Raw genomic sequence first — 13,443 nt, 5'->3', positions numbered from 1 at the left:
CGTCACAGCTGGGCGCGGTGCCGCTCGGCGAGCAGCTTCAGGTTGAGCAACTGCCGCCGAGCCATGACCAGATCCCCGACGCACACCCCGAGCGCCACCCACCGGTTCGTTCGCATGACCAGCTTGAACAGCAGACGGGTCGAGTCGTGATCCTCGGCCACGAGGACGTACGACATGACGGCGCCCAGGATGGAGCCGGTCAGCTGGTTCCCCGGGTCGACCGAAACGATCCGCCCCAGCCTGCGCCCACCGGCAGTCGTGAACTTCTCACCGACGCGCGGCTCGGGAAGATCCACCAGCTCACGCGGCGAGCGGCGCCCCAGGTTGTCGATCCAGTCGTAGGAGTAGGGCGCAAGCCTCACCTGGGTGACCCACGGCCACACCGCCTCGGCCGGCGCCCGGACACTCACGCCCCGCCACGCCTCCAGCACGGGCGAAGTGACGAAGTCGTCGCACGGGTAGGAGCGCCCGATCTCGCTGTCACTCACACCCCACCGGTCACCGATCATGCGTCGATGGTCCACCCCACTGGCCCGGCGTTCAACCTTTGCCTGCCGCGGTACCCCCGCCGGGGCGAGTGCGCCACGCCGTCTTCAAGCGCCGGCCCGGTGAGGATCTCGTTCGGTGGTTCTCGCGATGGCGCACGCATCATCCGTCGTCGGACTCCCAGCGCAGCAAGTCGCCCGGCTGGCAGTCGAGGACTTCGCAGAGGGCGGCGAGGGTCGCGAAGCGCACGGCCTTGGCGCGGCCGTTCTTGAGTACCGCCAGGTTGGCCGGTGTGATCCCGACGCGGTCCGCGAGCTCGCCCACGGACATCTTCCGCTTGGCCAGCATCACGTCGATGTCGACGGCGATCGGCATCAGATGACCTCGTCGAGTTCGGCGCGCATCTGCGTTGCTTCGCCGTCGCGGGCGACGGCCTGGGCGAGCAACATTCGCAGCACGAGCACGATGAGCGCGACCCCCAGGATGGCCACGCCGATCCCGCCCATGATGAGGGTGACGCCCGGGTCGTCGCGCTGTCCGGGGGCGTTGATGGCCGTGACCGCGAACCACACGAGGGCGGCCGCGACGATCGCGCCGATCACGCCGTCCACGTACCGGAAGGCGGCGTGGGAGAACACGGTTCCGCGGCGCACCATCGCCACCAGCCGCCACACGCAGACCACGGCGAACTGGACCGACAGCATGCCCACGATCGTGATCGCGCGCAGCGCGGTGAGGGGGAGTGGCCCGTCCGCCGGTTTGGCCGCCAGTGCCCACACCATCCCCACCTGTATGAACACGGTGCCGGCGAGCACGACCACGAGCACGGCCCTCAGCGCATGCACGGTCAGCTTTCCCATGCCTCATCCTTCCATCGAGTTGCGATGGGAATCTATCGAATTTCGATAGATGAGGCAACAGCTGCGACGGGGGATGGTTATGCGGTCCGTAACGCGGGCGACGTCCGACGCCGGCGACTCGAACAGTGCGTCGACGATGCCGGTGGGAGAGCCGAGACCGGGCCGTCAGTCCATTTCGGACTGACGGCCCGGTTTTCGCGCCGGCTCAGCGGTCGTAGTAGTAGTTCTGCGGCGACGGTTCGTGCCACTGCCGTTCCGGCATGCCGGCCCGTGAGGCGTGCTTGTGCTGGTACAGAGCGCGCGCGTTGGTCCCCATGCTGCTCACCACGCTGGCGATCACGAGCCCGATCACGAGGTTGATCGCACCCGTCGCGATCTTGGCGTCCAGCCCGACGGACAGCGTGAGCGGCAGAACGACGCCGAGGAGCGTGATCAGTACCATGATCCAGCCGAAGAGCTGGTTGGGCGACGGCGTCGTCACGCTGAGCAAGTGCATGAGCGCCGTGGCGCCCAGCGCGACCACCGCGGCGAGGACCGCGTAGGTGGTCGAATTGGCGCTACCCCAGATGCCCTCACCTTTCGGCGCGAGCACGGGCACCTCGAAGATTCCGCGTGCGATCAGCAGGTCGACCACGGCGACGAGCGCGGCCACCACCGCGGTGGCGATGCCACCCGCCCAGAGCCGTCCCGCGTCGATGCCCGGCCGGACGTCCTGGTCGTAGGGGTTGTGCGACATCACCGATCCCTCCGTAGCGAAGCTGTTCCGCCTCGATTGTGAGGGCAACGGGGAGGGTTCGCCCGTTCGGGCGTTTCCCATCGACGGCAAACCTGGTAAACGGTCGGCAAATTCGCAAGATCGAAAGTGGGCGGCACCCTTTCGACCAGGAACGGAGCGTCCGAAAAGGACGTCACCAACTCACAGAGGAATGTCGCGGGGTGGAGACCGGACGGCGCCGGATCACCGGTGAAGGCGTCCTGCGCGCCCGTGACTCGGTCGAGTCCACACAGGACTGCGGTGCCGCAACCCGTCGAGAGTGGCTGACACGGTGAGTTGTCGCGCCTGACGGGGTGCGGGACAGCGTGAAGCCCGCGCCGTACCCGAACTTCTCGTCTCCGTGGAAGACGGGGGAGCCGGCTTCCACGGAGACGAGAGGGATCGACCCGGTCGGTGCAGGCCGTCCGCTGTTGAACGGAGGCGTGACGCTTAGCGCGCGAAGATCCCGATCCCGTTGGCGACCGAGCGCTCACCCGCGGCGTCGGTCGGCCGGTTGCGCACCGTGACGGCGGCAGCGCCGGGGTCCCGGGCCACGAGTGTCGTCGAGCCACCGCCGTCGAGGTTCACGGCGTTGGCGGCGCCGGCTTGCTGCAGCAGTTGCGCAACCTCGGGAGTGGTCATGCCGCCGCTGGTGCCCGGGGCCGCCTGTACCGCCACGAGGAACATCTTGTGCCCGTCGGCGCTGAACCCCGCGCCGGTCCGGACCGCGGCGGTCTTGGCGTCCTGGCCGGGCACCACGGCGCCGTTCTCGAGGATCGGGAAGCCGCCGACCGCGAATCGGAACGGGATCCCGGTTCCGGTCGACAGGACGTAGTGCACCGAGACGTGCTGGCCGACCGTGAGCGCCCGCAGCGCGTCCGCACCGGCCTCGCGCCCGACCAGCACGGTCTCGTCCGGCGCGATCGCGCCGGCGCCGACGGTGCCGCCGACCGCGACGACCCGGCCGAGCTTGAGTGTCACCTCGGCGACGTCCGTGCTGCACGCGGCGCCCCTGTTGGTGTCGGTGCCGCAGACCGAGCGCGCGCGGGAGGTCGCACCCCACTCACTGGTGTACGCACCGATGCCGCCGACGGGGATCGCGTACTGGTTCAGCCCGCCCAGCGGGTGCGTGGTCGACTTGATGCGGACGCTGCCCTCGAGGCTCGCCGTGCCCAGCCGGCCCACTCCGTCGGCACCGACGCCGAGCACGGCCTGCGTCGTGACTCCGGGCGGCATCCCGGGCCCGAACCGCTGCCCGTTCGGTACGGCGGCCTTGAGGACGCGTCGGTCGGCGATCTCGGGGCCGTCGGACGAGTCGGTGAACGCGACGCCGGGGTGCTGGGCCTCGGTGTTGTTGAAGAAGTCGCCGTTGACGCCGGCCACCGCTCCCTGCGCGTTCGCCATCTGGGACACCGTCGTGGCCTGCGCCACCGACTGCGGGTGCAGCAGATCCACGGAGACGTGCGGGTTGCGCAGGTCGACGGTCAGCAGCTCGCCCTGGATGGCCGCCGCGCTGGCCGACCTGGTCGTGAAGGACTCGAGCTGAACGCCGGGCGCGACCTGTTCGCTGCCGGCCACGTCGAGGCTCGTGTCCGCGAACGCGGGCGACGCCAGCGTCGTCGGCGCCGCGGCAGCGGCGGCGGTGAGCGTCAGCGCCGCCAACGATCTGCGCAGTCTCATGGAGCGGGTCCTTTCTGAACGGAACGGAACCCGCCCACTCTCCCGGCCGGTAGTGGCTCCGCCGAGGCCGCGCCCGTGCGTCGGCGTGAACCCGACGTGAACAGAAGCGGTGACTCCGTCGAAGCGTCCTCGAACGACTTCGTTCGGTCACCTAGGCTGATTGTCCCTAGTGGACAGACCCGCAGAGCCGGCTCGATTCGACCTGCCCGAGTCTCGGCGACGTCGTCAGGTCATGGCGTGGTTCGCCGACTTGACGCTGAGCACCTTTTCCAGGTAGGCGGCGACCGCGTCGCGGTTGCGGGTGAGGAAGTCGATGCGTTCGGACAGCCGGGCTTGTTCGTGTTGCAGCGTGGTGATCATTTCCGGGGTCACGTCGGGGACGTAGATGGTTTCCGGCTTGTCCAGGCAGGGTAGGAGTTGCTCGATGATGCGGGTGGGCAGTCCGGCGTCGAGGAGTCCTTTGATCTGCAGCACGACGTCCACGTGGGATTCTGCGAATTCGCGGTAGCCGTTGGTGGCGCGGCTGGGCGTGATCAGCCCTTGCTCCTCGTAGTAGCGCAGCAGGCGAGGGGAGACGCCGGTGCGTTGCGCGAGCTCGCCGATTCTCATGTGCGCCAGCCTACCTCGACCTTCACATGGATGTGAAGGTTTGAGAATCGCGGTGCGACTCGGACCGTGAGCGCCGCCCAGCACGAGCGGCGGCGCTCACGGTGGCAGCACCTGGGTGCGGATCACCGGCACCAGGAGGGTGCCCGCGTCACGAAGCACCGTCGACGCGCACGGCGCCGGGGGTTGCCGAGCCGCCGAGCCAGGCGCGGCCCTCGCCGTACAGTGCCTCGACCGCGGGTCCGCGCAGGCCGGGCAGGTCGCGCACCACCCGGTGGCCGTTGTCCTCCTGGAGGTAGCCGAGGTGGCGGTACCCGGGCGGGAAGCTCGCCAGCACGGTCGCGTCGAGTTTGAGCGACGCTGCCGGGTCGACCACGTCCATCCGGTCGGATTCGTAGATCGGCTGGCGGCGCACGATTGCCCAGCGGCCTTCGCGGCGTGCGAGGAAGTCGTAGAAGCGGCCGGTGCAGGTCACGTCGACGAGGGTGCCGTGGACCGGCGCGCGCTGCTTGATCTTCATCTTCGTCTGCGCGATGGCCCGGTCGCCGGCGACTTCGCACGTGAAGCCGCCGAGGAAGTGCAGGATCTGGCCGCCCGCGTCGAACGCCGCGCGGCTGACCTCGATGAAGTCGGCGAAAGGGCCTTGGAACCACGTCGCGGTCATCCAGCCGTCGCTGTGCCAGACCGTCGCGAACTCGTCCCACCGCGCGGAATCGCGGTAGAGGGCCCAGTCCTCGATGACCTTGCGGATCTGCTCGTTGTCGGGGTGAAGAGGCATGCGCCCAGCCTTTCTCGCGGCAGCCCCGGATGTCGAGGCCGCCGTCGGTGTCGTTCTGCAACGGGTGAAGCGCGACCGGGGGCGGGGCGAGCGAGCCCCGCCCCGGTCCTTTGTGGTCAGTCGCCCGAGACGGGCTGTGCCGCGCACGAGCCGGTTCGCACGGAACGGGAAACCCGGGCCAGCGCGAGAACCGCGCCACTGGCCACCAGGAACACCACGCCCATCACCACGAACACGGTCCGGGGAGCCGCCCCGCCGCCGAGGGCGAAGCCGACCAGCAGCGGGCCCAGGATGCCGCCGATGCGGCCGATCCCGAGAGCCCAGCCGACGCCGGTCGGGCGGATCCGCGGCGGGTAGAGCACCGTCGCCAGAGCGACGACGCTCATCTGGCCGCCGGTGACGCAGGTGCCGGCGAGGAACGCCGCGCCCAGCACCAGCCAGCTCTGCCCGGTGACCGCGAACGCGAGCACCGACACGAACACCGCGCCGAGCAGGTAGACCACGCCGAGCGTGCCGAACGGCCCGCGCCGGTCCATCAGGGGCCCGATCACCAGCGCCGCGGCGATCCCGCCGATCGTCGTCAGCGCCGTGGCCAGGACGGCGGTCGAGGGGGCGTGGCCGAGCCGGCCCAGGATCGTGGGCAGCCAGCTCTGCACGGCGTAGAAGACACCCAGGTTGAGCATGAACGCGAGCCACAGCAAGGCGGTGCTGGCCAGCCAATGCCGTCGGAGCAGCTCGACCAGCGGGGACCGCGCCTTCACCGGCGAGCCGGCGCGTTCGGCCGGCAGCACCTGCGTCTGCGGGTCGAGCTGCGGATCGACGCGGCACAGCGTGGCGCGGGCCCGGGCGGCATCACGCGGCAGCAGGTAGCTCGGGGAGTCGGGCAGGAATCCCAGCAGCACCAAGGCGAGCAGCAACGGCAGCACACCGCCGAGCACGAACATCGGCCGCCAGCCCCAGGCCGGGATGACCGCTCCGGAGATCAGGCTCGCGGCGACGAAGCCCAGGGCCAGCCAGCAGTAGATGAACATGACGAACGTCGACCGGCGCCGGGCGGGTGCGAACTCACTGGCCAGCGCGACGGCGCTCGGGATGGCCGCACCGAGCCCGGCGCCGGTGAGCAGCCGCAGCACGATCAGCTGCGTCTCGTTCCCGGCCAGCGCGCAGAGCAGGGTGAACACCCCGAACAACGCCGTGGAGACGATGACGAGCCTGCGGTGCCCGACCCGGTTCGCCAGGGGCGAGAGCACGAGGTAGCCGATCATCAGCCCCACGATCGAGGCGGAGAAGATCGGGCCGAGAGCGGCCACGGGCAGCGACCACTCCCTGGCGACGGCCGGGGCGACGAAGCTGATCGCCTGGGTGTCGAGGCCGTCGAGGAACATGACCAAACCGGTGAGCGCCAGAACGAGGAAGTGGAAGCCGCCGACCGGCCGTCCGTCGATCAGCTCGTCCAGGCGCACGGTGCGGCGCGGTTGTGAAAGTTGAGAAGGCACGGCGAGATCGCCTTTCGTGTGGGATGCACGGCCCCCCGCGAATGTGGGCGTGAACCCGGGAAAGTCCGGGTGGGAACGGGAACCCCTGAGCGCCTCCCCTGGTACTCAGGCCGTTCTCCGTGCCGCCGGTGAAAGAGGCCGGCACAGAAGGGTTTTACGGAGGCTGGCCCGAGGGTCAGCAGGGTTCTTCGCTGTAGAACGTGGTGAAGGTGCTGACCGGTTCGCGCACCGTCCGATGACGACTGAGGCGGTGCTCGGGGTCGGCGTAGCCGAGGGCGAGTCCGCAGACGATGATCTGATCGTCCGGGATCTTCAAGTGTCGTCGCAGGACCGGGTAGAAGTCGATGAACGACGCCTGCGGGCAGGTGTCGAGCCCGGCGTGGCGGGCCGCGAGCATGAGCGCCTGCAGGAACAGCCCGGCGTCGACGAGCGCGCCGGCCAGCGGAGTCCTGCTGACCGTGAGGATCAAACCGACGGGAGCGCCGAAGAAATCGTAGTTCCGCCGGTGGTGCGCCAGGCGGCCTTCGGCGTCGTGCGGGGCGATCCCGAGCGTTTCGCGGTAGAGACCTTCGCCGAAAACGCGACGCCGGGTCCGGAACGGTTCTTCCCAGTCGTCCGGCGCCGGCTGGTACGGGTACTCCCGCTCGGCGACCCGGCCGTCCGCGTCCAGCGCCTGCCAGAGGGCGCCGGTCAGCCGGCGTTTCGGTTCGCCGGTCAGCACGTGGACGTGCCACGGCTGGCTGTTGGAGTTGCTCGCCGAGTGTGCGGCGAGCGCCAGCAGGCACTCCACTTCGGACCGCGAAACCGGCGTGGGTAAGAACGCCCGCACGCTGCGGCGCGTCAGCAGGGCCTCGACGACGGTCGCGGCAGGGGGCGCGACTTTCGTGGTGGTGTCGGTCATCAGCTCGGCGGTCTCGGTCACTGCCCGTCGGCCGCGGACATCCGGTAGCCGTCGGGCACCATGAACTCGTAGTCGTCGGGAACCGTGATGTCGTAGGAAATGCGGCCCGCGGGCAGGTAGAACAGGGCGATCAGCGAGCCGCCCACGACCTCGGGGTAGTGGTGGCTGCCCGGCTCGGGCGACGTCCACCCGGGACCCTGCCAGCCGCGCGGCCCGCGCAGCAGCGCACCTTCGTCCAGCGGGACGACCATGTTGATCTCGCCGTACGGGTGCTGGTGGTACTCGCCGCAGAACAGCGGCACGCTGTTGAGGTAGACGGCCGTGATGCTGAACCAGCTGAGCCGCTCGCTCGGCTCGATGATCCGGCTCCGGCGGTAGTTCGGGCCGTCGACCTCGACGTTCGCGGCCCAGCCGTCGGCCACCCCGTCCTTGATGATGCGGGCGAGATCGTCCCACAGCTCGGAACCGGGACCGCGGTGCTGGTTGAGCCAGGTTTCCAGCTCGACGCCGGCCGTGCGGTTCTTGACCTCGTTGATGAACGGGATGCTGCGTTCGATCAGGTCTTCGGGTGTCGCGCTCATGTTCTGTCTCCTGCTGGCGTCGTTGCCGGAGCGGGAAGCCCCGCACTCGAAGACGGTAAGACAGCGCGAACGTTACAGTCAATAGCTGTAACGTTTGAGAACGGAGGCGGGTGCCGGCCGGACAGCCCGATAATCAAGCCATGACGGACTCACGCAAGGCGGACCCCGAAGCCGGAGAAGCGACAGCCCCGTCGCGCGGTGGCCGGCCGTTGGATCCCGGGCGCGACGAAGCGATCATCACGGCCACGCGCCGGAGGCTGGTCCTCGACGGCTACTCGAGGATGACCATCGCGGACATCGCCACCGACGCCGGCGTGTCCCGGCCGACGGTCTACCGGCGCTGGCCGGGCAAGCTCGAGCTCACCATCGAGGCGATCGACTACGGGTTGCGCGCGCAGCGCGACGCCTACCCCGCCGGGGAGCTCGCGGACCTCCCGGCTCCCGAAGCGCTGACGGAGGCCGTCCGGCGGTTGGATCCGTGCTACTACAACCCGGACGCGATGGTCCTCATGGGTAATTTCATGAGCGAAACGACCCGAACGCCGGAACTGCTGGCGATCGTGCTGGAGCACGCCGTCGAGCCCCGGCTCGCGCACCTCGAAGGCGTCCTCGCCGATCTGCAGGAGTGCGGCGAGGTGCGGCCCGACATCGATCGGCACACGATCGCGACGATGTGCTTCGGCAGCTACTTCGCGGCGTTCCTGCGCGCCGAGCACGACCGCAGCGGTCTCGCCGAGCAGGTTGTTTCCGTGCTGTGGCCGGGAATCGCGGTGCGGCGCTGATGGGCCCGGGGTCAGCGCGTTCCCGGTTTTTTCTCGACCACGGGCCAGAGCACGGAGACGACCGATTCGGCGAGGTCCACTTCGGACTCGCCGCGGTAGAAGGCCGCGAGGTAGCTGCCGAAGCACAGCGTCGCGATGGTGCACTTGTCGATGTCCTCGCGCACGGCGCCGCGGTGCTGCAGCCGGGTCAGCACGCTCTGCACGAGCTCGACCCGCGGTTCGACCGCGTGCTTGCGCAGGACCTCGAGCAGCTCGGGCGTGTGCATCGATTCACCGGCGAAGTTGCCCATCAGCACCATCGCGTCCGGGTTGAAGTACGTGGGGTCGAGCCGCCGGACCACCTCGACGAGCGCCGCCCGCGGCTCGAGCCCGCTCAGGTCCAGTTCGTACATGTCGTGCTGCTTGCGGAACCCGTAGTCGAGCGCGTCGACGACGAGCTCGAACTTGCTGCTCCAGCGCCGGTACAGCGTGGGGCGCCCGACCTTCGCGTCGGCGGCGATGTCGCCGATCGTCAGGCGGGAGTAGCCCCGCTCGACGAGGCGGCGCCGGGTCGCGAGGATGATCGCCTCGTCGAGCGCCGCGTCGCGGGGCCGGCCACTCGGGCGGGGACCCTCGTCGGCGGGTCTGGTGGCGGTCAGTGCGCGTGCTCGAGCCATGGGTGACACCTCGCCGAGAATTCCGACAGCTCTGTTACCTTGATAGTTACATACACTATCTGTAACGTAAACCCTCGAGTGGCCGGAGGAGCGAGATCGTGGACGTCGAGAGCTACCTCCGCAGGATCGGCGCGGTCCGCCCCGCCGTGCCCGATTTCGACGCGCTGCGCGAGCTGCAGCGCCGCCACCTCGAAACGGTGCCGTTCGAAAACCTCGATCGCTACCTGGGCCGGCCGATCGACCTCGCGGAACCCGCGTTGCTCGACAAGATCGTGGGGCAGCGCCGCGGCGGGTTCTGCTACGAACTCAACGGCGCGTTCGGCCTGCTGCTGCACCACCTCGGTTTCGAGGTGCAGCTGCTCGCCGGCCGCGTGCTGCGCCGCGAAGGGGGGTTCGGCCCGCCGTTCGACCACCTGGCGCTGCGCGTCGAGCTGGCCGAGCCGTGGCTGATCGACGTGGGGTTCGGCCGGTCCAGCGTGCGGCCCCTGCGGATCGGCACGAGCGCGGACCAGCTGGATCCGGCGGGCCGGTTCACCACCCGGCCCGCGCCGCACGGCGACGTCGACGTGCTGCACGACGGGGACGTGGTCTACCGGCTGGAGCCGCGTCCCCGTGCCCTCGCCGACTTCCAGGCCATGGCGTGGTTCCACACGAACTCCCCGCAATCGCCCTTCGGCCACGGGCCGACGTGCTCGCTCGTGACCCCCGGCGGGCGCGTGACGATCGCCGGGGGCCGCCTGATCGAAACGACCGGCGCCGAGCGCACCGAGCGCGTGCTCGACGGAGACCGCGCGATCCTCCGGGCCTACGAGGAACGCTTCGGCATCGTCCTCGACCGGGTGCCGACCGGCTGATCGGCCGGGCCCCGGCTCGACGACCCCCGAAGCCCGGTCACTGCACGAATTCGGCCGCGAAGGTCCGCAGGGTGTCGGCGTCGAGCGCGTTCTGGAAGCCGACGATCAGCTCGTCCACCCCGGCGTCGCGGTAGACGTCGAGCCGCTTGCGGATCGTGTCGATCGTCCCGACGAGGCCGTAGCCGCCGAGGTCGCCCGGGAAGACCAGCGGCGCCCACGGCGGCACCGACGCGCGGGCTTCGTCGTCGGTGTCGGCGATGATGCAGTAGGTCGTGGACGTCTTGGTGATCGCCGAGTAGTCGCGGCCCACGGCCTCGCAGTGGCGGGCGAGGATCTCGTACTTGCGGTGGACCTCGTCCGGCGAGTCCTGCACGTTGCACAGGTCGGCGTACAGCGCGACCAGCCGCAGCGTCACCTTCTCCCCGCCGCCGGCGACCATCACCGGCGGGTGCGGCGCCTGGACGCCGGTGGGCAGGTTCACCGCGCCGTCGGTGCTGAAGTAGCGGCCGGCGAAGGTGGCCGGGTTCCCGGTCCACAGTTCGGCGATGATCTGCAACGACTCTTCCAGCCGGCGCAGGCGTTCTCCCGCGCCGGGGAAGTCGTAGCCGAACGCGCGGTACTCGTCCTCGTACCAGCCGGCGCCGATGCCGAAGGTCAACCGGCCGCCGGCGATGACGTCGAGGGTCGAGGCCATCTTGGCCAGCAGGGCGGGGTTGCGGTAGCCGTTGCCGGTGACCAGCTGGCCCAGCCGGGCGGTCCCGGTTTCGCGGGCCAGCGCCGCCAGGGTGGTCCAGGCTTCGAACACGAACGACCCCGACGGGCCGAACGGGATGAAGTGGTCCGGGGCCCAGATCGTGGTGAAGCCGGATTCGTCGGCCACGCGGGCCAGTTCGAGGAGCTTGTCGAACGCGGCGACCGGGCTCGTGTAGCCGGCGAACTCGTGGGTCGTCCCGGTGGGCAGGTAGTAGCTCAGTTCCATGGGAGGTCAGACCGCGGGGGAGCCGCGAAGGAATCGTCGGGGGACCGATTCCTTTTCGCGCCGCGGCTGGTCCAACTCTTCATGACGAGGGAAACTCCGCGGCGTCTGGTGCTCAGCACCCTGGTGTCGCTCAACGGTGTGATCAGCGAACCGCTGAAGTGGGCGGGCCCCTACTTCGGTCCGGGCAGTGCGGCCGCCTCACTGGCGGCGCTGCGCGACTGCTCGGCGATGCTGATGGGCCGGCGCACCTACGAAATCTTCTCCCGGCAATGGCCGGCGACCCCCGGCGAATACGCGGCGCACCTCAACGGCCTGCGCAAGTACGTGTTCTCCTCCACCCTGCGGGACCCGGAGTGGACGAACACCGAGGTGCTCGGCGACGATGTCGTGGAAACGGTCGCCGCGCTCAAACGGGAGGCGGGTGGGGACTTGATCGTCTACGGCCACGGCCGGTTCGGGCGCACCCTGACGGCGGCGGGACTGGTCGACGAGCTGACGATGACCGTCGTGCCGGTGATCGTCCCCGACGGCGAACCCTTCTCCCCCCAAGGCGACGCTGGCAGCTCGTGGGAGCTCATCAGCGCGGCGCCGGGCGCGGACCCCGGGCTGGTGTCGTTGCGCTACCGGCCGGCGCGGGGCTGACCGCGTTGACCGAACTGTGGGATGAGCTGGCGGACTACCGGCCGGAACTGGTGGCCCTGTGCTACCGCATGACGGGCTCCGTGCACGAGGCCGAGGACCTGGCGCAGGAGACCTGCCTGCGGGCCTGGCGAAGCCGCGATGCGTTCGAAGGCCGCTCCTCGGTGCGCACGTGGGTGTACCGGATCGCCATGAACGTGTGCCTCACCGCGCTGAAGGGCAGCGGGCGCCGGGTGCTGCCGGCCGGGCTCGGGGTACCCGGGCAGGACCCCGACGTTCCCCTGGCGGCGGCCGACGTCCTGTGGCTCGACCCGCTGCCCGAGGACCCCGCCCACGTCGCCGAACGGCGCTCGACGCTGCGGCTCGCGCTGGTCGCCAGCCTCCAGTACCTGCCGCCGCGGCAACGGGCCGCGTTCCTGCTGCGGGAAGTGCTGGCCCTGCCCGCGGAGGAGATCGCCGAGGTGCTCGGCACCACCGTGCCCGCGGTGAAGAGCGCCCTCCAGCGCGCCCGGGCCCGGCTCGACGAAGTGACGCCGACACCCGACGCCTTCGTCGAGCCGGACTCGAGTGCGGCGCGCGCCGTCCTGAACACCTACATCGCGGCCTTCGAGACCGCCGACATCCCGGCGTTGACGCGGCTGCTGCGGGACGACGCGACCCTGGAGGTCGTCCCGTCGGGTCTGTCCCTCGCCGGCAAGGCCGTTTGCGTGCCCTTCCTCGCGGCCCACGTGCTCACGGCGCCCGGCCACTACCGGATGTTCCCGACCGTCGCCAATGGACAACCCGCCGCGGTGGCCTACCACCGGGAGCACCTCGACGAGCCGTTCCGGCCGTTCGGGCTCGCGGTGCTGGCCACCGACGCCACGCACCTCGTGGCGATCACGACGTTCCTCGACCCGGCGTTCGTCGCCGCCGCGGGTTTTCCGGACGACCCGGCGCACGTCGGCGTCAGGCGTTGAGCCGGTTCACCGCGGTCACGATCTGCGGGTTGTCGGACTGCATGCGCCCGGCGAACCCGGCGTTTTCGAGGGGGTAGAAGTTCATGAGGATGAGGGTCTCGTCGGTGTTGGCGAGACCCTCGTACGCCTGCCGGATCGCGGAGTGGATCTTGTTCGACAGCGTCCGGCGGGCGTCGACGCTGTGCAGCTCCGGTGCTTCGAGGAAGCACACGGGACGGATCGGCTCGGCTTCGGCGCGGCCGTCCTGGGCGACGTTCTCCGCGGGGTACTCGCGCAGCCAGACGCGGACGTCGGGGATGCGGTACGCCTCGTCGAGGGCGGCGCAGACGTCCCGCATCATCGCCTGCTTGGCCTTAGGCCGGATGCCTTCCGGCGCTTCGATGAAGAACTGCGGCACGGTGGTTCTCCTGTCGTGTTCGTCTCGGGTCGGGC

At 70.0% G+C, this 13,443-nt stretch carries 17 protein-coding genes; 4 read left to right on the top strand and 13 right to left on the bottom strand.

Annotated elements, in window-relative coordinates:
• Nucleotides 1–2: 2 nt before the first annotated feature.
• The 10 genes from ACIA77_RS24020 to ACIA77_RS23975 form a co-directional block, all read right to left on the bottom strand.
• Entirely contained in the window at nt 3–509 is a 507-nt protein-coding gene (locus ACIA77_RS24020) for a polyketide cyclase (RefSeq protein ID WP_395888191.1), read from the bottom strand.
• 139 nt (nt 510–648) lie between these two features.
• Nucleotides 649–861, bottom strand: a complete 213-nt coding sequence (locus ACIA77_RS24015; RefSeq protein WP_395888190.1) for a helix-turn-helix domain-containing protein — start codon at nt 859–861, stop codon at nt 649–651.
• Complete coding sequence (locus tag ACIA77_RS24010; RefSeq protein ID WP_395888189.1) at nt 861–1,346, bottom strand: DUF2975 domain-containing protein; 486 nt, start codon at nt 1,344–1,346, stop codon at nt 861–863. The genes ACIA77_RS24015 and ACIA77_RS24010 overlap by 1 nt, the downstream gene beginning before the upstream one ends.
• Nucleotides 1,347–1,551: 205 nt before the next feature.
• Entirely contained in the window at nt 1,552–2,082 is a 531-nt protein-coding gene (locus tag ACIA77_RS24005) for a DUF6069 family protein (RefSeq protein WP_395888188.1), read from the bottom strand.
• Nucleotides 2,083–2,550: 468 nt separating this feature from the next.
• Nucleotides 2,551–3,780 (bottom strand): phosphodiester glycosidase family protein, encoded by a 1,230-nt coding sequence (locus tag ACIA77_RS24000; protein ID WP_395888186.1) that lies wholly within the window; start codon nt 3,778–3,780, stop codon nt 2,551–2,553.
• Between the two features lie 225 nt (nt 3,781–4,005).
• Nucleotides 4,006–4,389, bottom strand: coding sequence for a MerR family transcriptional regulator (locus ACIA77_RS23995; protein WP_395888185.1), 384 nt, complete (start codon nt 4,387–4,389; stop codon nt 4,006–4,008).
• Between the two features lie 148 nt (nt 4,390–4,537).
• A complete protein-coding gene (locus tag ACIA77_RS23990; protein WP_395888184.1) occupies nt 4,538–5,164 on the bottom strand; it encodes a nuclear transport factor 2 family protein in 627 nt (208 codons plus the stop codon).
• Between the two features lie 116 nt (nt 5,165–5,280).
• Nucleotides 5,281–6,660 carry an MFS transporter gene (locus ACIA77_RS23985; RefSeq protein ID WP_395888183.1) on the bottom strand — a complete coding sequence of 460 codons (1,380 nt, stop codon included), beginning with the start codon at nt 6,658–6,660 and terminating at the stop codon, nt 5,281–5,283.
• A 175-nt stretch (nt 6,661–6,835) separates the two neighbouring features.
• The gene (locus ACIA77_RS23980) at nt 6,836–7,582 is read right to left on the bottom strand and encodes a nitroreductase (RefSeq protein ID WP_395888182.1); all 747 of its coding nucleotides are present in this window, start codon (nt 7,580–7,582) and stop codon (nt 6,836–6,838) included.
• Complete coding sequence (locus tag ACIA77_RS23975) at nt 7,579–8,142, bottom strand: DUF4863 family protein (RefSeq protein ID WP_395888181.1); 564 nt, start codon at nt 8,140–8,142, stop codon at nt 7,579–7,581. The genes ACIA77_RS23980 and ACIA77_RS23975 overlap by 4 nt, the downstream gene beginning before the upstream one ends.
• A 140-nt stretch (nt 8,143–8,282) precedes the next feature.
• Between ACIA77_RS23975 and ACIA77_RS23970 the strand changes: the two genes are divergently transcribed.
• A complete protein-coding gene (locus tag ACIA77_RS23970) occupies nt 8,283–8,924 on the top strand; it encodes a TetR/AcrR family transcriptional regulator (protein ID WP_395888180.1) in 642 nt (213 codons plus the stop codon).
• A gap of 11 nt (nt 8,925–8,935) precedes the next feature.
• On the opposite strand, the gene ACIA77_RS23965 is transcribed toward ACIA77_RS23970, so the two are convergent.
• Nucleotides 8,936–9,580 (bottom strand): TetR/AcrR family transcriptional regulator, encoded by a 645-nt coding sequence (locus ACIA77_RS23965; protein WP_395888179.1) that lies wholly within the window; start codon nt 9,578–9,580, stop codon nt 8,936–8,938.
• A gap of 98 nt (nt 9,581–9,678) precedes the next feature.
• On the opposite strand from ACIA77_RS23965, the gene ACIA77_RS23960 reads away from it, so the two are divergent.
• Nucleotides 9,679–10,434 (top strand): arylamine N-acetyltransferase, encoded by a 756-nt coding sequence (locus ACIA77_RS23960; protein ID WP_395888178.1) that lies wholly within the window; start codon nt 9,679–9,681, stop codon nt 10,432–10,434.
• 37 nt (nt 10,435–10,471) lie between these two features.
• Here ACIA77_RS23960 and ACIA77_RS23955 read toward each other — a convergent pair whose 3' ends face one another.
• Nucleotides 10,472–11,413: an LLM class F420-dependent oxidoreductase gene (locus ACIA77_RS23955; RefSeq protein ID WP_395888177.1), complete on the bottom strand. Its 942-nt coding sequence runs from the start codon at nt 11,411–11,413 to the stop codon at nt 10,472–10,474.
• An 81-nt stretch (nt 11,414–11,494) separates the two neighbouring features.
• Here ACIA77_RS23955 and ACIA77_RS23950 point away from each other — a divergent pair, with 81 nt between their 5' ends.
• Both ACIA77_RS23950 and ACIA77_RS23945 read left to right on the top strand, forming a co-directional pair.
• Nucleotides 11,495–12,055, top strand: a complete 561-nt coding sequence (locus ACIA77_RS23950; protein ID WP_395888176.1) for a dihydrofolate reductase family protein — start codon at nt 11,495–11,497, stop codon at nt 12,053–12,055.
• 5 nt (nt 12,056–12,060) lie between these two features.
• Nucleotides 12,061–13,011, top strand: a complete 951-nt coding sequence (locus ACIA77_RS23945) for an RNA polymerase subunit sigma-70 (protein ID WP_395888175.1) — start codon at nt 12,061–12,063, stop codon at nt 13,009–13,011.
• On the opposite strand, the gene ACIA77_RS23940 is transcribed toward ACIA77_RS23945, so the two are convergent.
• Complete coding sequence (locus ACIA77_RS23940) at nt 13,001–13,408, bottom strand: 4-oxalocrotonate tautomerase family protein (protein ID WP_395888174.1); 408 nt, start codon at nt 13,406–13,408, stop codon at nt 13,001–13,003. The genes ACIA77_RS23945 and ACIA77_RS23940 overlap by 11 nt on opposite strands.
• Nucleotides 13,409–13,443 lie beyond the last annotated feature (35 nt).

The sequence above is a fragment of the Amycolatopsis sp. NPDC051903 genome, from assembly GCF_044452505.1.
Classification (GTDB): Bacteria; Actinomycetota; Actinomycetes; order Mycobacteriales; family Pseudonocardiaceae; genus Amycolatopsis.
This window is presented reverse-complemented; position numbering and strand designations above follow the sequence as displayed.